At 43.5% G+C, this 19,536-nt stretch carries 18 protein-coding genes and 2 other annotated features; of the genes, 13 read left to right on the top strand and 5 right to left on the bottom strand.

Annotation, left to right across the window (positions count from 1 at the left end; genetic code table 11):
• Positions 1 to 58 precede the first annotated feature (58 nt).
• Genes NCCP2222_RS03590 through NCCP2222_RS03570 form a run of 5 tightly spaced genes read left to right on the top strand, consistent with a single transcriptional unit; the run spans position 59 to position 4,628 of the window.
• Positions 59 to 610, top strand: a complete 552-nt coding sequence (locus tag NCCP2222_RS03590; protein ID WP_248509797.1) for an RNA polymerase sigma factor — start codon at positions 59 to 61, stop codon at positions 608 to 610.
• A complete protein-coding gene (locus NCCP2222_RS03585) occupies positions 603 to 1,361 on the top strand; it encodes a hypothetical protein (RefSeq protein ID WP_248509668.1) in 759 nt (252 codons plus the stop codon). The genes NCCP2222_RS03590 and NCCP2222_RS03585 overlap by 8 nt, the downstream gene beginning before the upstream one ends.
• Entirely contained in the window at positions 1,358 to 2,233 is an 876-nt protein-coding gene (locus NCCP2222_RS03580; protein WP_248509667.1) for an ABC transporter ATP-binding protein, read from the top strand. Before NCCP2222_RS03585 ends, NCCP2222_RS03580 begins: the two co-directional genes overlap by 4 nt.
• The gene (locus NCCP2222_RS03575; protein WP_248509666.1) at positions 2,233 to 3,483 is read left to right on the top strand and encodes an ABC transporter permease family protein; all 1,251 of its coding nucleotides are present in this window, start codon (positions 2,233 to 2,235) and stop codon (positions 3,481 to 3,483) included. The genes NCCP2222_RS03580 and NCCP2222_RS03575 overlap by 1 nt, the downstream gene beginning before the upstream one ends.
• Before the next feature lie 11 nt (positions 3,484 to 3,494).
• Positions 3,495 to 4,628: a hypothetical protein gene (locus NCCP2222_RS03570; RefSeq protein WP_248509665.1), complete on the top strand. Its 1,134-nt coding sequence runs from the start codon at positions 3,495 to 3,497 to the stop codon at positions 4,626 to 4,628.
• 38 nt (positions 4,629 to 4,666) lie between these two features.
• Here the strand turns inward: NCCP2222_RS03570 and NCCP2222_RS03565 are convergent, their stop codons facing one another.
• Positions 4,667 to 6,130, bottom strand: a complete 1,464-nt coding sequence (locus NCCP2222_RS03565) for an alanine/glycine:cation symporter family protein (RefSeq protein WP_248509664.1) — start codon at positions 6,128 to 6,130, stop codon at positions 4,667 to 4,669.
• Positions 6,131 to 6,307: 177 nt separating this feature from the next.
• Here NCCP2222_RS03565 and NCCP2222_RS03560 point away from each other — a divergent pair, with 177 nt between their 5' ends.
• The 3 genes from NCCP2222_RS03560 to NCCP2222_RS03550 all read left to right on the top strand — a co-directional run bounded on the left by NCCP2222_RS03560 (position 6,308) and on the right by NCCP2222_RS03550 (position 9,440).
• Positions 6,308 to 8,005 (top strand): methyl-accepting chemotaxis protein, encoded by a 1,698-nt coding sequence (locus NCCP2222_RS03560; RefSeq protein ID WP_248509663.1) that lies wholly within the window; start codon positions 6,308 to 6,310, stop codon positions 8,003 to 8,005.
• Between the two features lie 171 nt (positions 8,006 to 8,176).
• Positions 8,177 to 8,629 (top strand): GNAT family N-acetyltransferase, encoded by a 453-nt coding sequence (locus NCCP2222_RS03555; RefSeq protein ID WP_248509661.1) that lies wholly within the window; start codon positions 8,177 to 8,179, stop codon positions 8,627 to 8,629.
• Between the two features lie 79 nt (positions 8,630 to 8,708).
• On the top strand, positions 8,709 to 9,440 hold the full coding sequence (locus NCCP2222_RS03550) for a sulfite exporter TauE/SafE family protein (protein WP_248509660.1): 732 nt from the start codon (positions 8,709 to 8,711) through the stop codon (positions 9,438 to 9,440).
• 236 nt (positions 9,441 to 9,676) lie between these two features.
• On the opposite strand, the gene NCCP2222_RS03545 is transcribed toward NCCP2222_RS03550, so the two are convergent.
• A complete protein-coding gene (locus NCCP2222_RS03545; RefSeq protein WP_184207652.1) occupies positions 9,677 to 9,856 on the bottom strand; it encodes an H-type small acid-soluble spore protein in 180 nt (59 codons plus the stop codon).
• Positions 9,857 to 9,991: 135 nt separating this feature from the next.
• Between NCCP2222_RS03545 and corA the strand changes: the two genes are divergently transcribed.
• Positions 9,992 to 10,954 (top strand): magnesium/cobalt transporter CorA, encoded by a 963-nt coding sequence (gene corA, locus NCCP2222_RS03540; RefSeq protein WP_248509658.1) that lies wholly within the window; start codon positions 9,992 to 9,994, stop codon positions 10,952 to 10,954.
• A 54-nt stretch (positions 10,955 to 11,008) separates the two neighbouring features.
• Here the strand turns inward: corA and thpR are convergent, their stop codons facing one another.
• Positions 11,009 to 11,554, bottom strand: coding sequence for an RNA 2',3'-cyclic phosphodiesterase (thpR, locus tag NCCP2222_RS03535; protein ID WP_248509657.1), 546 nt, complete (start codon positions 11,552 to 11,554; stop codon positions 11,009 to 11,011).
• Between the two features lie 118 nt (positions 11,555 to 11,672).
• Here thpR and NCCP2222_RS03530 point away from each other — a divergent pair, with 118 nt between their 5' ends.
• From NCCP2222_RS03530 to NCCP2222_RS03520, 3 genes are all read left to right on the top strand, one after another.
• Positions 11,673 to 13,721, top strand: coding sequence for a catalase (locus NCCP2222_RS03530; RefSeq protein ID WP_248509647.1), 2,049 nt, complete (start codon positions 11,673 to 11,675; stop codon positions 13,719 to 13,721).
• Positions 13,722 to 13,953: 232 nt separating this feature from the next.
• The gene (locus NCCP2222_RS03525; protein WP_248509646.1) at positions 13,954 to 14,754 is read left to right on the top strand and encodes an HAD family hydrolase; all 801 of its coding nucleotides are present in this window, start codon (positions 13,954 to 13,956) and stop codon (positions 14,752 to 14,754) included.
• A gap of 211 nt (positions 14,755 to 14,965) precedes the next feature.
• Positions 14,966 to 15,331: a hypothetical protein gene (locus tag NCCP2222_RS03520; protein WP_248509645.1), complete on the top strand. Its 366-nt coding sequence runs from the start codon at positions 14,966 to 14,968 to the stop codon at positions 15,329 to 15,331.
• Positions 15,332 to 15,529: 198 nt separating this feature from the next.
• Here NCCP2222_RS03520 and serA read toward each other — a convergent pair whose 3' ends face one another.
• Both serA and NCCP2222_RS03510 read right to left on the bottom strand, forming a co-directional pair.
• Positions 15,530 to 17,116, bottom strand: coding sequence for a phosphoglycerate dehydrogenase (serA, locus tag NCCP2222_RS03515; RefSeq protein WP_248509644.1), 1,587 nt, complete (start codon positions 17,114 to 17,116; stop codon positions 15,530 to 15,532).
• Positions 17,116 to 18,273, bottom strand: a complete 1,158-nt coding sequence (locus NCCP2222_RS03510) for a pyridoxal-phosphate-dependent aminotransferase family protein (protein WP_248509639.1) — start codon at positions 18,271 to 18,273, stop codon at positions 17,116 to 17,118. Before NCCP2222_RS03510 ends, serA begins: the two co-directional genes overlap by 1 nt.
• Positions 18,274 to 18,332: 59 nt before the next feature.
• Positions 18,333 to 18,552: a binding site (T-box leader), on the bottom strand.
• Between the two features lie 50 nt (positions 18,553 to 18,602).
• Positions 18,603 to 18,827: a binding site (T-box leader), on the bottom strand.
• Positions 18,828 to 18,966: 139 nt separating this feature from the next.
• Between NCCP2222_RS03510 and NCCP2222_RS03505 the strand changes: the two genes are divergently transcribed.
• Positions 18,967 to 19,473, top strand: a complete 507-nt coding sequence (locus NCCP2222_RS03505) for a DUF3231 family protein (protein ID WP_248509637.1) — start codon at positions 18,967 to 18,969, stop codon at positions 19,471 to 19,473.
• Positions 19,474 to 19,536 lie beyond the last annotated feature (63 nt).

Raw genomic sequence — 19,536 nt, 5'->3', positions numbered from 1 at the left:
AGATTACGAATATAGTTACGAGGGCGGAAAGACTGAGGGAAAGCTTGTGGTGACGAACATGGATGAACAGCGATGGATTAGGCAAATTCAGAAGAAAGCAAGCGAACCTGCGGCGGATGCGCTTGTCTCCAAATACTACAAAGAGATGTATGCGTTTCACTATAAACAGACGATGAATGTGGAGTTGTCGCTCGATTTGACGCAAGAATTATTTATCGGCGCGTTGCAGGCAATCCACAATTATGACAGTTCCAAAGCATCCTTCCGTACATGGCTATATAAACTGGCTTCGAATCGGCTTGTCGATTACTATCGGTCGAAAAGCTACCGGTATGCGCAGTTATCACAGCCGCTTGGCGAATATGAAGTGGAAGATACCCACGATTTTTCAATATCGCTTGAGTATAAGGAGGACGTCGAGCAAGTGATTGGAATCGTAAACAGTTTGGATGCAAAATTGCAACAAATCATCCGTTTGAAATTATTTGGTGACTATACGCTTCCGGAAATAGCGGACATGGAATCCATTCCGTTGTCCACAGTAAAAACGCGGTACTATGCCGCCTTGAGGTTCATCCGGAAAGAAATGGAGGCAGTTCACGATGCATAAAGAAAAGTTCGAAATTCCAATGCCTGATGGTGAGACCATTCAAAAACAAGTGAAGTTAATTGTCTCGCAAGGAGTACAACCAAAAGTTTCTTTTTACTCCTTCTTGCGGGAAATGATGAGCCAAGTGGGATGGCGTCATCTTTTTTCAGACCGTCTCGAATTGGGTTTGATCTTTATTATTGCCCTTTCCATTAACAGTCTGCTCTTTCTATTGCCAGCCAATGTGGATGTTCAGGCCATCTACGGGGCGATTTTCTTAATCTCTCCACTCGTATTCCTAAGCTTGTCCATCTATGCTTTTGTGAATAAAACAGAGAATGCGACGTACGAAGTGGAGATGGCATGTAAATACAATGTGTATCAGATCGTCGCCTTCCGTATGCTCGTGTTCAGCATTATTTCGATTGTCACAAATACAATTGCAGTCAGTCTAGTTGCTATGCATTTTCCAAACGTCGAATTCCTGCGTGCTTATATGATATCGACAACGTCACTATTTTTATTTTCCGTCCTGTTCCTTTATGCCTTGATGGGGAGGCATTCGAGGAAATATGTCATTGGGATAGTTAGTCTTTGGCTCATTGCCAATCTCTCCGTCCAAGTAGTGGACGCGAATTTTTATTCCGCATTTTTGAAAAAAACGCCATTAGTCGTATATGCACTCGTCAACTTGGGCTGTCTATACGGTTTTGGCAAATCATTAAAGAAATTAGTTCATTTTAAACAAATGGAAGGAGTGTTATTTAGATGATTGTCGTGAAGGACGTCTGCAAACGATATGGGGATTTCACCGCATTGGAAGATATTAATTTGGAATTCACGAATGGCCTCTACGGTCTTCTCGCACCGAACGGAGCGGGTAAAACGACGTTGATCAAAATGCTGGCCACGTTAATCAGCCCTTCGTCAGGTGAAATTCAATATAACGGAGAGAATATAGTCTCCATGGATCAACGGTATCGAGAACTGTTAGGATTTTTGCCGCAGCAATTCGGTTTTTATAAAAATTACTCACCGGCTCAATATCTCTTCTATTTGGCAGCCTTGAAAGGGATATCGAAGCAACAAGCGCGCATTAAAATAGATGAGCTTTTGGCAAAGGTAGCCCTCTCAGATGTGAAACATAAGAAAATGAAGAAATTTTCAGGAGGCATGATTCAACGTGTCGGTATCGCACAAGCGTTATTGAACGATCCTAAAATACTTATATTAGATGAACCGACAGCCGGACTCGATCCGAAAGAGAGAGCGCGATTCCGGCATTTGCTTACCGATCTGGCACGGGAACGGCTTGTCATTATTTCGACTCATATCGTTTCAGACATTGAATCGATTGCCAATGAAATTATTATGATTAAAAATAAACGATTGTTGTATAAGGATTCCGTGGAACAGATTTGCGAAACACTCCGCGATGCTGTCTATGAGACGACAGTGGACTTCAGCCAGTTGGATGAATTCAGAAAGCGATTTGTCTTATTGTCTGAAAAGCAGGAGTACGGGAAGATGATCGTCCGTTTTATCCACAAGGGTGACAAAGAGGAGGAGTGGATACCAGTTCATCCGCAACTGGAGGATGTATTTCTGTATGAATATCAAGATGAGATGGTCGAGGGATTGTAATGCGCATTGTCTTGTTAGAGTGTAAAAAGGTTATCATGTCGCCAGTCATCATCGGTTTGTTTCTCCTTTTCACCGCGTTCAATTTGCTCGTCATCTTCAATTCATCCGACCATAGAGAAGAATTGAAGATTGTGAATGAAATCATAGATACATACGGGAGGGAGATTACGCCATCCTCCTTAGAACTGTTTAAGATAGACATTCAAAATGATCTTCTGGAACTGGAGCAGTTGTCCGGGAAGCGGTACGACAGTGTGTATGATTTTCTTGAAGGTTTGGATATGGAAGCGTATGAACGCTATTCCGAAAAAGAAAAGACATTCATTTCACAATTGCAGCTGAAGGAAATGTATGAATCAACAGCGAGTTCCATCGACGAGAATTACGCGAAAATCGACATTGAAAAATTTGGCCAGACTTCTTTGGAAATGTATCAGGTTAGCGGCCAAGCAGCCAAGACCTATCTTGCGGAAAATGAGAAATTTGCAAAGCGCTTTGAAGAAATGATTCAAAACGGCGAGCATAAGCAATGGTTTTTCGCAGGAAAGGCGTACATGATGCATACTTTCTTGTTTAAGAACATTTTCTTGCAAATGACGATTGAAATCTTGCTCCTTGTCGTTCTGTCAACTGCCTTCCTTGCCACTTATGAATTTGAACAACGGAGCCATCTTGTCACATTCTCAACGCGAAGAGGCAGGAAATTGCTGCTGGATAAGCTGGCAGCCTCTTTGGCAATGGCGGTTGCTATAGCGGCATTGGTTCTTGGCAGTACGCTCGGCGTGTTTTTCATGGTGTTTGATTACTCGCATGTGTGGGAGACGTCCATAAGCAGTGCGTTCAACTGGGAGTACAATTTCCCGAATGTTGCATGGTGGGATCTATCTGTTGGCCAATTTTTGCTGGCGGTTATCGGGATGCTTTTCATTGCCATCCTACTATTCTCAGGATTGACCTTTGCAATTTCCATCCTGGTCAAGAATAGCTATATCACATTCTTTCTAGTTGCAGCTGGTTTCATCCTACTCTATATGCTTCCAGGTTTCATTCCACATTCATCCAACTGGGTATTTGCTGTTGGATATACCTTGCCGACTCTTGTGATGGCAATCCCGGGATTATTCATGGGAAGCAGCGGGTTGATTTTTTTTAAGAACTTCGAATGGGTGACCATAAGCGCTTGGACGGTTTTTACAATTATTACTCTAGTTATCTCATATAGACGGTTCGCCAAATTGGATATTCAGTAAGGGGGGAGACAATGCGAATTTTATGGAATGAAATGAAGAAGATTTTGACATGGAAGTCGTTGTTGCTGCTTTTAATTATCAATTGTATCCTCTATTTCTTCCTCATCGATTTTTACATTAAACATTTTCCGAATGGAAGGCCGGCACTTGATTCGTATCGGATTGGCATTGAAATGATCGATAAATACGGACCTTCGATGGATGACGAAGAATTTAAGGATTTCTTAAAAACGTACGACGCACAAGTAAAAGAAGCAGACCAATATTTACAATCGGATCCACAAGCTGTGGAAGAAGGAATCGACACTTATAAGAAGTTTATGGACTACGATTGGAACAACGCACCTCAAGAAGTCTGGAAAATCCGGGAGCAGATTTTTTTTGAAGAGAAGGTCAATACCTTTTGGGAGTTGCAGGAAAGAGAAAGGCTGATTGAGTTCCATGAGCTGAAAGAGATGGAACCGGGTGGCACAACCCCTGCTCAGAAAAAGCAATATGCAAAGTTGGCTAAAGAAGGGATCTTCGGTAACTATCCAGAAATCGTCATTACCAATTTCCATGATTATATTTCAAATGTGGCAGTCGCTATCCTGTTCAGCGTAGTAGCTGTCATGTCTCCGATGATTTTGCGAGATCGCACAAGACAAATCGTGCCTTTGCAATATACTGCAAGAAAAGGAAGGAGCTTGCTTAAGACCAAACTGCTTGCCGGCTTCCTATCGACCTTGCTTGTCGTCACAAGCTTACTTGTCATATACATGGGCTTGTATTCGCTCAATAACACATCGATGTTTTTTGATGTCCGAATAAACACCTTCATTGGGAATGAATCCTGGTACAATCCGACCTTTTTACAGTACATCTTGTTTACCATAGGAGGCATCTATCTTGTTGGCATCGCCTTTGGGCTGGCCGCAATGGGATTTTCAACGATTGTGCCTAACACCCTCACATTGCTAGGTGTTCAAATTCCTTTTGTTGCGGGCTTTCTCATTTTCGGCTTGAACCGGATGATCACTTTTCCGATGAATATGTGGTTTCCAAAATGGCAAATGCCAGTTTTCTTCGGACTGTTATTGCTCAGTAGTTTGATTTTTGTCTGGTATGTAATTCGTCGGGAAAAGAAGATGGATATCATGTTATGAAGATAGGAGGACTCCCTGCAATGGGGAGCCCTCGTTTTTTATTTCTTATTGGACTCGGCTTGATCCTCATAGAATAGACGGAAATTCGGGTCAACTGTGCCGATATTCAAGTATCTGGCTTTGTAATCGCGCAACAAGCCGAAGAATTTCTTGCTTAAAATTAGGATGACGACCAAATTGACAAAGGTCGGGATGGCGGTTGTAATGTCCGCGAAATACCAGACAATTTTTCCAGGGAGCTCATAATAGACGGCGTACAGGACCATGAGCAGTCCAGGTATTGGATAAAGCCATTTGAATGCAGTCAATGTAATTTTTTTGACGCGGGAATGCCCTTTGCCGGCAAACAGATGTCGAATGATTATCTCATAATACGTATACCAGCCTGTTGTCGTTGTTAAACCAAATAGGAAGACAGAAATGGTCAATACAATTCGTCCCACTTCACCGACGCCAGATTCAAACGCAGCCAGTGTCAATGCAGCGCCATCCATGCCGGAGGACCATACACCTGTAATAATGATCGTCAAGGAAGTCATCGTACATATGACAATCGTATCAAGAAATACTTCCACAGCTCCCCACATGCCTTGTTTGATTGGATGATCGGTTTTCGCAGTGGAATGAATCATCGGAGAAGTACCCCAGCCTGCTTCGTTACTATAGACGGCACGCGATACACCGATGCGGATCACTTGAGCAATTGCGGCGCCCGTAAAACCGCCAACTGCCGCGGTGCCATTGAATGCGCTGTCAAAAATCAAGCCGAAAACTGGCAGGATTTCGCCGGCGTTCTTGAAAATAATAAACAGGGAACAGAGTATATAAAAGGCGCCCATGAATGGAATGAGCAGAGCGGCAATTTCACCGATCCGTTTAATTCCTCCATAAATGATCGCATAAATCAAAATAACGTAAATGAGCGAAGCGGGAATCATCCCCATTGAAAAGGTAGAGCTAACCGCTTCGGAAACCGTATAATTTTGAAGCGTGATAATGAAGGTGATAAATATTCCGAAGCCGAAAAGAAAAGCAGGAATTTTCCAGTACTTAAAATTTTTCTCGACCCCTAGGCCTTTTTCCATGTAATATGTAGGACCGCCATATGGATTTCCTTCTTCGTCCGTGTTTCGGTAATGGACGGAGAGTGATACTTCCACCGCTTTTGTAATCATTCCCAATAATGCAGTAACCCAGAGCCAGAAAACGGCACCCGGTCCGCCAATTGCAATCGCGGTCGCCACGCCTCCAATATTTCCTACACCTATGCTTCCGCCAACTGCTGTACTGACAGCTTGGAAAGGTGTTAAGATTCCTTTTGAGTCTTCCGACTTGTCCTTTTTTGTGAAAAGTTTTCCGAAAGTAGATTTGAAGATATGAGGCAAGTACATAATTTGAAAAAACTTGCTGCCGATTGTAAAAAAGACACCGACGAATAGAACCGTAAAAATAAGCGGCAGTCCCCACAGCCAATCTGCTACACTCTCTAACAGTTTCCCCATTGAAGCCCCTCCTTTTATAATATCTTCTTCTGTTCCCTAACTTGCTAGCTTGAAAACTACAAAATTATCAAAACAGTCTAAAATGTTACTATTGAACTTAACAAACAATTTACATATTACATTTGTCCTATGCCTTACAATGACATTAGACCAGTTTATTGAGGAGGACATCAGGACATGCGAATGACGATTGGAAGGAAGTTATGGTTTGGCTTTACAGCGATATTGTTTTTATTATTGATTGCTGGGGGAACCGGCATATGGGGATTGACGAAAATCAATTCGGAATACGAGTTTCTCATTGAAGATAAAATACGGAAAGTAATCTTGTTTGAGCAATTGCTTTCCGATCAAAATGAAGACGCCAAAAATATTAGAGGATATATTCTATATGGCGAAGATTCCTATATTGAAAGAAGAAATGACTTGATGATTTCCATCAAGGATAAGCTGAAAGAATTGAATCGACTAGTCAAAACGCCATCAGCCCGTGAATTGCTTGCGGACGTCACGGAAACCTCAAAAAGCTATGAGCAGATCAGCGAACTGATCATCTTGGATGTCCAGCAGGGAAACATGGACAGTGCCATGAATTTGGCAAAGGAAGGGTCTTATTATCAAGAAGAAATAACGAAGAATCTATTATTATTGATTGACCATCAGAAAAGCCAGCAGGCGAAAACAGAGAAGGACGTCAAGCATGTAGTTCAGACGACTCGAATCGTTATCCTCCTCTTTATCATCTTGTCCGTTGCATCGAGTGCAATCATTGCAGGTGGCATCAGCCGGTCAATTACAAAACCGGTCAGTATGTTGACAACGGCTTTTGAAAGAATGGCAACTGGCGATTTCGCAGTAGAACCACTCGATATCCGGAGTAAAGATGAAATGAGTATAATGGGAAATAGCTTTAACCGGATGATTAAAGATCTGCAACGAATCATTGCATCTGTCAGAAAGACTTCGACGGAATTATCAATTCAAGCCGAAGAATTATCCGCAAGTGCGGAAGAAAGCCTGGCTGCATCCGAAACCGTCACTACAATAACGGAGAGGAATTTACATGTGAGCGATAATCAAATCGCAACTGTCGCTGCATCCAAACAATCAATGGAACAGCTGGCGGAAGGCATCAGCCAGATTACACACGATAATGAACGGCTGCAGTCCACTTCCCATTATGTGAAGAACAAAGTGGAGGAAGGGGCCGGCAGTATGGAGCGCTTTCTGAGCCAGATGCAGACGATTCAACAAACTATGGAACAATCCGCTTCCTTCATTACCGAGATGGCCAGCCATTCATCTGAAATCAAAAAAGTAACATCCTTCATTACTGGGATTGCGGAACAGACAAATTTATTAGCGCTAAATGCTGCAATAGAAGCTGCGCGGGCAGGACAGCACGGAAAAGGATTTGCTGTCGTAGCCGAAGAAGTGCGGCAGTTGGCTGAGCAATCGAAGACATCAGCAGGGGAAATAAGCAGGATTGTAAACAGAATTACGATTGATATGGACCAAGCAGTCAGCAAGGTGAAGGAAAGCAACAACCATCTGGGAGAGGGTCAGGAAATCGCAGGTCAAACTCAAAGATTGTTTAAACGAATTGATCAAGCAACGAAAGAGATGGAAGAGAGGACGGAGGCAATTTCGCTTGCAATAAAGCAAACGCAACATTTAAGCGGGCAAGTCATGCAGGCATCGATTGCAGTTGGAAATTGGTCAAAACAAGTAGCCGAGGAGGCCCAATCGGCAAGTGCAGCGACGGAGGAGCAGCTTTCAGCAACAGAAGAAATTACAGCCAATGCGCTGCAAGTGGCTGAGCTTGCCGATAATCTGCAGAGAGAAGTGGAGAAATTTACAATAAAAGATTGCTAGGGCAACAAGTGTATGTGAAGATAATACATTATAGAGAAAAAAACGCAACGGAACGCTTCAATGGATGATGCGTTATCTCTGTTAGGAACACGGTTTGTCAAATGAATACTGGAAGAGCTAGCGGTAGCGATATACCGTTAGTTTTTTATTTCAAAAAAGGGAGGAAAAGACATGGCACAGTACAAATACTGTTGGGGGTTGCCTGATAAGGAATGGTTAGAGGAAATTCGGCCGTTGCACCAACAGATCTTTCAAAATGCGGATGTGTTTTTTAAGAAAATGAAGGAAAGGGAACATCTGCTGACGATCATTGCCATCGAGGACAGCAAAGCGGTCGGTTATAAAATCGGCTATGCTTTATCGGATGATGCTTATTATAGCTGGTACGGGGGAGTGGAGGAAACCTATCGCGAGAGAGGGATTGCCGGCAGCTTGATGGACCTCCAGCATGAGTTGGTAAGGAAGGCGGGGTATCGGGCGATTCAGACGAATACCCGCAACAAGTGGAGGGGCATGCTTATTTTAAACATTAAGAAAGGGTTTGACGTCAAAGAAGTGTTTTTAGATGATGAGGGTATTCGGCGCATAGTCTTGCAAAAACAGCTCGTTGATAACAAAATCTAATGACTAAAGTTAATAAACATCTAATTTCCTTATGAAGAAAGGGGGCGTATACTGAAGGTAGAAGCAGGGGGTGTTTACGTTGGATTATCTTGTACTCTTTTTCATTGGGATTACCGCGACGACAATCGGTACATTGGCAGGAGGCGGGGGCTTGATCAGCCTGCCGGCTATGCTGTTATTGGGGGTGCCGATTCATTCAGCGATCGGGGCAAACAAAGTGTCCAATACGGTCAGTTCGTTTTCCAGCTTTTTCGTTCTATTGAAACATAAACGAATCTCTTTGAGGGAATCGCTTTGGATTATTCCTGTCAGCCTATTTGGCGGTGTCAGTGGAGGTTTTCTGGCGACAAGATTAACAGACCAGCAGCTTTCAATTTTTGCTATCGGTTTATTGGTGTTCGCGTTTGTGACATCATTCATTGGCAAAGGGGACTTTTCCGGGGATAAAAAATTGACCGTCAATCGTATCAGCGTTCCCGGTCTTTATAGCATTGGCATATATGATGGCCTATTTGGTCCAGGCCAGGGAACATTAATGCTCTATTTGTTCGGTTATCTCGAAGTTGCTTATATCCGGGCTGTCGGATATGTCCGGCTCGCGACGTTTTCAAGTTGTTTTGGAGCAGCCATCACGTATATTGCCGCTGGAAAAATCATCTGGCCTCTTACGATTATGCTGTTGCTAGGGTCAGTTACAGGAGCTCAACTCGGAGTGCGGCTCGCTGAAAAATTGAAACCGGCCTATGTGAAGCCAATCCTGCGCATCGTAACGGTAGCTTTAATTGTTCAAATCGTATTGGATAGTTTTTAGAAGCACTTACTATTGAGTAATAGAAAATCAAGGCGTTTGTTTACAGAGCCTAAACGAAAATTATATTCATTTGTTTTATGATGGTTAATTATAAGTACAGCAGCTATTCACGAAAGAAAGTTGATTTCCCTTCAGGCGGTCGTTCGAGATTCAATCCAGACTGAAAAAAGACCTTGAAGGAATTGCCTTCAAGGCCCTTTCATAGCTGGATTCCATTGAACCCGAAAATGTACACGCTATTCCTCTTTTAATTCCGAAATGGCAACTTCCGATCGTTCCTCCAATGACTGGCGCAAATGCACAGTGGCCGTCCGGTCATCTTCATGCACCTTATCAATCCAGATGGAGACACCGTTGTAACTGACTTCAATATCATCCGGAGAAGAAACGATTTGCCTTGCACGGGTGCTGTCCATATCTATCCCTCCTGTCTTCCACTGTAGTATGGTACGATTATGATTCCAAATACATCACTTGTATGGCGAGCAGTTGAATCGGGTATAGGTAAACAGAAGTGCAGGTGCCGAAGTTAAGGTAAAGAAGGTGAAGGCATGATTCGGACAGTAGGAGAAACGTCAGATGGAAAGCTTTTGTTTGATTTTCAATTGGAAGATATGGCGGAACTATCTTTGGAGTGGTATTGGGTGGACTTCGATCAGCCAACAGCTGAGGAAGCTTCCTTGCTGCATTCCCACTTCCACTTCCATCCTCTGGCGATTGAAGACTGTTTAGGCCGATTGCAGCGGCCTAAGCTTGATTATTATGAAGGCTATACGTTTTTTGTATTGCATTCCATCTGCCACAATGATTTAGTTGCAGAGGAATTAAATCTTTTTCTAGGGGACGGGTTTGTCGTCACCTTCCACTTTGATCGTTTGCAGGAGCTGGACAAGGCACGAGAAATGATCAGCAGAAATCCGAAAAAGTGGGAACGTGGCCATGTCTATACGGCATACGAGATTATCGATAAGGTAGTCGATCAATACTTTCCCATTTTATATAATATCGAAGATCATTTGGATGAAATTGAAGATCAGTTATCACCGCGTAATGTCCATTTATCCATGGACTACGTGTTTGAAGTGCGAAGCGATCTTCTGCGTTTGCGAAGAACCATTTTCCCGATGCGTGAGCTGCTGTACCGGATGCTTGACTCGGAACGGTTGGATTTCATTCCACAAGAACATGCCTACTTCTCTGATATTTATGATCATCTGATCCGGTTGGGTGAAATGATTGATTCCAACAGAGAATTAACCGCCGATATTCGTGATAGTCAATTGTCGATCAATTCGAATCGGATGAATAGCATTATGACCACCTTGACTATTATTTCTTCTATTTTCATTCCGTTGACGTTCATCGCCGGAGTATATGGAATGAATTTCGATTATATGCCGGAATTGCATTGGCGATTTGGATATCCGATTGTTCTTGTGCTCATGGCAGTCATCGGTTTTACTATGGGCATTTGGTTTAAGTCGAAAGGTTGGCTTGGATTGGATAAATCATAAATTAAGAAAAAGCTGCATTCCGTTTTCCACGGGTTGCAGCTTTTTTGCGTGGCTCTAGGTAGTCAGCTCAAAATATCCGATCTCCTCATATTTAGGGGATTGGTCGGGATGGATCCTGAAAAGTGAAAATCCATCCACTTGGAAAGGTACCCCGGTAAATTCTTCTTTGACTATTGGTTTTCCTGCTGCTGGTTTCAGCTTTTTCGCGATTGTAATATGTGGTGTAAAGCGGTTCGCATCGGTACGTCCCGTAATGTTCTGGCACTGGGAATGAATCGCCTGCTGCAATGAAGAGAGTGCTGCTGAGTCGTCCATTCCTAAGTAGACGACGCGAGGGCCTTTTGGCGAGCCGAAGTAGGCAAGATGATTAATTTCAAGCTGGAACTTTTTATGTTGCGGTGACAGAGATAACAATACTTCTTTCATTGGCGTGATATGAGGGTCGGCAAGTGCGCCGATGAAAAGAAGTGTCATATGTAAATCCTCTTCGTGTGGCAAGACTTTATAGGTATCGGAAAGATGATACTGATGTTGGAATGAAGCTGCGATCGGCCGGATTGCTGCCGGCGCTTTGATCCCAATGAAATAATGGGCGGACATCATAAACCTCCTTCTTCGTCAATGCCTATTATAACCGTTCCTATTGACGATAAACATCGGACAACTATCCTCCAGCCGGGCGAACGCATATAGTGAGGTAGTGGTTTGTACTACTTGAATGGAAGGGGATTTAGTGGAAAAACCAACAAATAAGAAGCTGCAACAGCTTGCTCCATATACGGTGAACAACTATGGAAAGAGGATGACGACCAATCAAGGGCTGAGAATTTCTAATGATGAGGATTCTTTAAAAGCGGGTGTCCGAGGACCGACGCTGCTTGAAGACTTTCATCTACGAGAGAAATTAACACATTTTGACCACGAACGGATTCCTGAGAGAGTGGTGCATGCTAGAGGGTTCGCTGCACATGGTGAGTTTGTATTGCATCATTCCATGAAAGAATTCTCGAAGGCGGGTTTTCTACAAAAACCAGGTTCAAAAACTCCGGTTTTCATCCGTTTTTCGACAGTTGTAGGGAGTAAAGGTTCGGCGGATACCGTGAGGGATGTAAGAGGTTTCGCAATCAAGTTCTACACAGATGAAGGAAACTTTGATCTAGTCGGAAACAATATTCCTGTCTTTTTCATACAGGACGCAATTAAGTTCCCGGATCTAGTTCACGCCATCAAACCGGAACCTCACAATGAAATACCGCAAGCTTCATCGGCGCATGATACATTTTGGGATTTTGTCGCAAATAATCAAGAGACTACCCATATGATCATGTGGCTGATGTCAGACCGTGCCATTCCAAGAAGCTTCCGCATGATGCAAGGTTTTGGTGTCCATACGTTCCGTCTTGTGAATGAAGAGGGAAAAGGCAGGTTTGTAAAATTCCATCTTAAACCGGTTCTGGGTGTGCATTCTCTCGTGTGGGATGAGGCACAGAAGATAGCAGGGAAGGATCCCGACTTTCACCGACGTGACTTATGGGAAGCAATCGAGAGAGGCAATATTGTTGAGTATGAAATTGGCGTGCAGATGATCAATGAAGAAGATGAATTCATGTTCGGCTTTGATATTTTGGATGCGACTAAAATATGGCCAGAAGAAATTGTGCCCGTTCAAATGTTTGGCAAAATCACATTGAATCAGAATGTGGAAAACGTCTTTGCGGAAACAGAGCAAGTTGCTTTTCATTTAGGAAATGTTGTACCGGGGATTGATTTTACAAATGATCCGTTATTGCAAGGAAGATTATTCTCCTATTTGGATACACAGCTGCTTAGGCTTGGCGGACCCAACTTCGTTGAAATCCCGATCAACCGGCCGGTCTGTCCATTCCATAACAATCAGCGGGATGGCTTCAGCAGGCAACGGATCGACGTCGGTCAAGTGAGCTACCATAAGAATTCATTAGCAAACAATACACCGTCCACCTCGCCATGGGAGGAAGGTGGGTATGTCCACTACGCGGAGAAGGTAGATGGACGTGTGATTCAAGGGCGAAGCGAGTCGTTCCAAGATCATTTTTCTCAAGCGCGCTTGTTCTGGAACAGCATGACTCCGCCTGAAAAACAGCATATTATGAATGCATTCATCTTCGAAGTGGGGAAGGTGAAATCAGAAAGTGTCCGGCAGCAAGTCGTCGATATGTTCGTTCATGTCGACGAAGAACTTGCATGGCGCCTAGCAGATGCAGTAGGTGTCAGGCCACCGACAGGACAGCAAGTAGATGTATCGGCATCTTCTCCTGCGTTAAGCCAGGAAAACACGCCGAAATATGCATATAGCCTGAAAACGGGAATCCTTATCGGCAACGACTTCAATGGAGCGGAAGTGAAGGCAGTCTTGAAAGAACTGCTTAAATATGGAGTGGTCGTTGATATCATCAGCGAAAAGCTCGGAACCGTTAAAGGGGCGGACGGAGTCGAAGCCGTCGTCAATGCAACCTTCACCACCGCGTCTCCTGTTTTACTGGATTCCATCTATGTTGTCGGTGGAAAAGCGGATGACCAACAGTCGTTTGATCAGCATATTATCGACTACATTAATGAAACGTATAAGCATTACAAACCGATTGGCATAGCATCTACAGGTATGGCGCTCTTCGAAGAATCTGATGCAAAAGAAGGCCCGGGAGTCGTCTTGGATGGACATCAGGGATTTGCTGATCGTTTTATCTACGCCATTGCCATGCAGCGGTTTTGGAACCGGAGAATGTGACTGTTTTTGCGCGGCTTACAGTACTTAAGAGTGTTTACTGTAGGGCAAGAAAATTCTATTCAAGGCATCAATGTGTCATCATCCGGGATAGGCGGGCTAGTGCAAGTTCTCCATGTCTTCATTTCGAATCAGGGACGATGCTGGATTAGAGATCAATAATATCAAACGACCATTCCATTTAAAGATGGAACGGTCGTTTTTGTGTATAATCGTAGGAAAGGAGAGGTGGCAGATGATTCGAACTGTATTATTTGATTTAGACGATACCCTATTATGGGATAAAAAAAGTATTGCAACAGCATTTGAAAACACTTGTAACTATGCAGCAGACATAACGGACGTTGATCCGGCACGGTTGGAGAAATCTGTTCGGCAGAAAGCCCGGGAGCTCTATTCTTCCTATCGTACATATGATTTTACTCAGCAAATTGGCATCAATCCATTTGAAGGGCTGTGGGGAACATTTGATGATCCGGGTGAAATGTTTCAATTGATGAAAGAGTGGATCCCTACTTATCAGAAGGAAGCCTGGACGAAAGGTTTGTTGATGGAAGGAGTGGAGGACACGGAGCTGGGAGCTAAATTGGCAGAGCGTTTTCGTGAAGAACGTATTCGTTCTCCATTTGTCTATGAAGAGACATTCTCGGTTCTGGATCATTTAAAGGGTTCCTATGAGCTTGTTTTGATTACGAATGGTTCACCTTCCTTACAGCAGCAAAAGCTGGCGATTACACCGGAGCTTGCCCCTTATTTCGATCACATCGTTATTTCGGGCGCTGTCGGCAAAGGCAAGCCGGATCGTGCCATTTTCCAATTCGTTTTAGATCAAATCGGCCGAACTCCAAGCGAATGCATCATGGTTGGCGATAACCATTTGACGGATATTCTTGGTGCAAACGGAATCGGAATGAAATCTGTCTGGATCAATCGTGAAGAGAAGTCCCCGCATCCTGATATCCATCCTACCTATGAAATCGATCATTTGGAAAAATTGTTTCTTATTCTGGACGAATTGAATGCAGTAACAAATTAAAAGGAAATCCTTAAAGGGTAACGATTGATAGGGAAAAACAATAAAAACACAGCATTTGGGGACACAATTCGCATATGAATTTGTGTCCCCGTTTTTGTTGTTATATCGAAATATTTTGTTTAGCTAACGGTGCAGTTTAGTTGAATTAAAACTTTGAAACGAATAATAGCAACTAACGACTAATTGAAAAAGGGAAGAGGAATGCTATTATATGAAACGATGGATTATTTTTACACTGTTAAGTCTTAGTTTATTTATTTTAGGTTGTGCAAACAGTAGCACTAATACTGATTTTATTGAAAACTACAAACTGAATATTGGTGATTATAATTCTGTTCAAGTAACAATAGATGGTGTTAAGGTCTTAGAATCTAACGACAAATCAAAGATAGAAAAAATTATTAAAGAAATAAATACTAGTAAGAGAGAGAGTGCACAAGAATTAGAGTTTGAAAATCCTCCAGAAGGGCTGATAACACTAATAGGTAAAAATGAAGTGGAAATAGCATTTTTCAAAGAATCTAGCAGAACTCTTTATGGAGATTATTACATTCATACAGACTTTGAATTTCAATAAATTTTTGAGCTAACGGGTTTGGTTCAATAAGGATAGTAGAATATTACGCTAAAAAGCACTCAGATTCCTGAGTGCTTCTAATTGTTTTCATATGGCTATTCCACTGTTGAAATATGTGCAAATTAACCTGTCATTTCCGTTGTTAATTGCACTTTTCTCCCCATCAACCGAACCCGTTACTTAAATAGGATCCTTTTTTTACAAATCAATCGCCTTTACTTCGAATATATCTTCCAACGACTCGAGCCGTTCCACTTCATCTCGTTTTACATGATTATCCACTGCCAGCATCATAATGGCGTTTCCGCCGATTGTTTGGCGCCCGACTTGCATCGTGGCAATGTTAATATTTTCAGCTGCCAGCAATGTGCCAACCCGTCCAATGGCCCCCGGCTGGTCCTTATGTTTGATGAGTAATAGATGCCCGTCGGGTACAACATCTACTGCATAGTCTTCCACTTTGACGATTCTCGCACCCAGTCCATTGAGCAACGTGCCCGCCACTTTATGGGAGGTGCCATTTGCTTTGATCTCAATAGAAATTAAGTGTAGAAATCCTTTTGTCGCTGTCGTTTTATGTTCAGTTACATGGATACCGAGGCGTTCTGCATGCAGCCTTGCGTTCACTTCATTCACATGAATGCCGAGATTCCGCTTCAATAGCCCTTTGACGATATTGCGCGTCAGCGGCCGGACATCATACGTAGCAAGTTCTCCTGCGTACGCGATGTTCACTTCTTCAATTGCCTGGTCACATACTCTTGACAGGAATACGCCTAGCTTTTCCGCCAAGCTGTAAAATGGTTCAATCTTCGATAGGACTTCTTTTGGTACAGCAGGTAAATTTACAGGATTCTTCACAGGTTCGCCGGAAAAATAACGTAGCACGTCCTGGCTCACGTCGACTGCGACACTTTCTTGTGCTTCCACTGTACTTGCTCCGAGATGAGGCGTCGCAATCACTTGAGGCAATGTCAGGAGCTTATGATCGACGAACGGTTCGGTTTCAAAAACATCCAGTGCAGCGCCTGCTACTTTGCCCGAAACGATGGCTTCATACAGTACATCCTCATCAATGATCCCGCCTCGTGCACAGTTGATCAGCTGGACACCATCCTTCATTTTGGCGAAAGCTTTTTCATCTAATAAATGATGAGTTTCCTTTAATAATGGCGTATGGATTGTTATGAAGTCGGCGCATGCTAACACATCATCCAATGTTCCATATCCGATCCCTAATTTTGTTGCTCTTTCCTCTGTTAAAAATGGATCATAGGCGATGACATTCATCCGCTGGCCTTTTGCGCGATTGGCCACTTCTATGCCGATGCGTCCTAAACCAATTATGCCAAGCGTTTTATTTTTCAATTCCACACCGACAAACGATTTGCGATCCCAAACGCCATTTTTTAAAGACAAATAGGCTTGGGGGATGTTCCGGGCAAGAGCCGACAGCATGGCGATCGTATGCTCCGCTGCGGAATTCGTATTGCCGTCTGGCGCGTTGACGACGATAATTCCGTTCTCAGTGGCGGCATCCAAATCGATATTGTCCACCCCGACGCCAGCCCGGCCGATAATTTTCAATCGCTTTCCGGCTTCTAGCAACTCCCTTGTCACTTGTGTCTGGCTTCGGACAATAAGCCCATCGAAATCTTGGATCAATGTCAATAACTCGGAAGCGGTTCTTTCTGTATCGACTACCACGTCAAATTGTTCATTTTGTCTCAGTGGCTGCAAGCCGTCCTCGCTAATTGGATCGGCAATTAAAATTTTGTATGTCATTATTTTGTACCCCTTTCCAAATAAACTTGCTGGGCAGCTGCTATACCTTTGCCCAATTCAATTTGTTTTCCTATTTTCATTAACGCGATTTCCATCAGGCAGATTGCTTGGATAACATCTGCTGGAGAGCAATAGCCCATATGGCCGATTCGGAAGATTTCGCCTTTCAAGTGTCCCTGGCCGCCTGCAATGGACATGCGGAAGTCATTCTTCAACACTTTCCTGAATTCCTCCGCATCGAAGTCATCTGGACGAACGGCCGTTACGGTCGGGGAGGCGTCTTGATCGGACGTGAGCAAGGGAATGTTATGAGCTTTAAATGCAGCTCTTGTCATGTCCATCAATAATGTATGTCGGTTATAAACGTTTTCCAGGCCTTCCTGCTCCATCAGTTCCAAAGCTTGATTGAGTCCGAACAACAAGGAAAGCGCAGGAGTGAAAGGTGTCGTATTCTTCTCTAGGTTAGCTCGATATTTAATCAAATCAAAATAAAATCCTCGATTCGGGTTGGCTTGAATTCGTTCAAATGCTCGCACACTTAAAGCAACAAATGCAAGGCCAGCCGGGAGCATGAGGGCTTTTTGCGACCCCGTCACTAAGATGTCAATGCCCCAGTCATCCATCTGGGCAGGCACACCGCCAACGCAAGAAACGCCGTCCACAATGAAAAGTGCATTAGATACCGAACGAATTCCTTTCGCCAATTCATCAATTGGGTTTAAAACGCCAGTCGATGTTTCGCAATAAGTCGCGAAAACAGTGGAAATCTCCTTATGCTGTTCAAGGAAATGAGTAACTTCTTTTGGATCCACTGCTTTTCCCCATTCCACTTGAAGCTGATGAACGCGGATCCCATAGGCTTCGCAAATGTCGACAAAGCGTGCACCGAAAGCACCGGTTACAAGGACGAGCACTTCATCCAGCGGGCGCACTGCATTGACAACTGCAGCTTCAAGAGCGGCCGTCCCGCTTCCTGCCAGAATGACAACGTCCTGGTTTGTTCCAAAAATCGGCTGCAGTTTCGGTTGAATTGCACGAATTAAATCAGATGTTTCAGAACTGCGATGGCCGACCATCGGTATATTCATGGCCCGTTCCACACTTGGTGGGATCGGAGTTGGTCCTGGGATTCGTAAAATGGTTTGATCTGCTAACATGTCTTTTCCTCCTCATTTTTGAAAAAATAAAAAGCCTTCCGCCCCTTACGCCTGAAACGTAAAGGGGCGAAAAGCTAAAATAGCTGGACGCGGTACCACCCTGATTCACTGTGAATGTCACAGTCTCAAATGCGTAACGTGCATGAAGCGGATGAACCTACTGGTAATTCAGTCCATCGATTCAGGAGTGCTATTCTTCAAGGGAAACGCTGATTTCCACCAACCATCAGCTCTCTGTAGATTCCTGCTTGAAGAACGTATCTCCATCACAATCGTTTTTCTATAAATTTGAAAAAATAAAAAGCCTTCCACCCCCTGCAAAATTCATTGCAAGGGGCGAAAAGCTGTATTTACGCGGTGCCACCCTTGTTCACTGCCGCGAGGGCAGTCTTCGTTGCATGCGTAACGTGCATGACCGGGTGTCCCTACTGCTTAAAAAGGTTCAGGTTACCTACTCGGAAGTGCTGCGTATACAACGGAACCACTGATTCTCACCAACCATCAGCTCTCTTAAGATTCCAAAATGCATCGCGTATCTTCGTCTTCGTATCTGTGAATTAAATTAAACACATCTTACTCAAAGAAAAAAAGTTTGTCAACGTTTTTTTAAAACGAATAAAAACACAGTTCCCACACAATATAACATGGACACCAAAGAATTGGAGAAAATGCAAACGAAAAGAGGAGAAATCAATGGGAATATTAAGTGGAAATCCTAAAGAAGAGCCAATGCATTATGGCGAAGTCATCGGATGCTGGGCATATGTCGGTGCAAATAAAGGTTTGATCAGCGGGTATGAGGCATTTATCAATCATGCTGGTGATGAAGAACTGAAAGAACTTTTAAGGAATGCTGTTGAGACGATGAAAGACGAGAACAGGAAAGTGGAGGAAGTCTTAAAAGAAAACGGAGTAACCCCACCTCCTACTTTGCCTGAGAGAGCTGTAGCAAATACGGAAGAAATTCCTGCAGGAGCCCGTTTTTCTGATCCCGAAATTGCAGGGGCTGTATCAATAAACGTTGGTCAAGGACTTGTATCCTGCAGCCAAGTGATTGGTCAATGTCTGCGTGAGGACATTGCTATGATGTTCGCCAAATTCCATGCGGATAAGCTGATGTTCGGCAGCAAACTGCTCCGTTTGAACAAGGAGAAAGGGTGGATCATGCCGCCACCGCCTTTACACAAATCAGGGCAATAAAAAGATGAAGCCGGGAAGTTTTCCGGCTTTTTTTCGTGATTCGAAACTTCAGAAGAATATGTT

It is taken from the genome of Sporosarcina sp. NCCP-2222 (genome assembly GCF_023168145.1).
Taxonomy (GTDB): Bacteria; Bacillota; Bacilli; order Bacillales_A; family Planococcaceae; genus Sporosarcina.
This window is presented reverse-complemented; position numbering and strand designations above follow the sequence as displayed.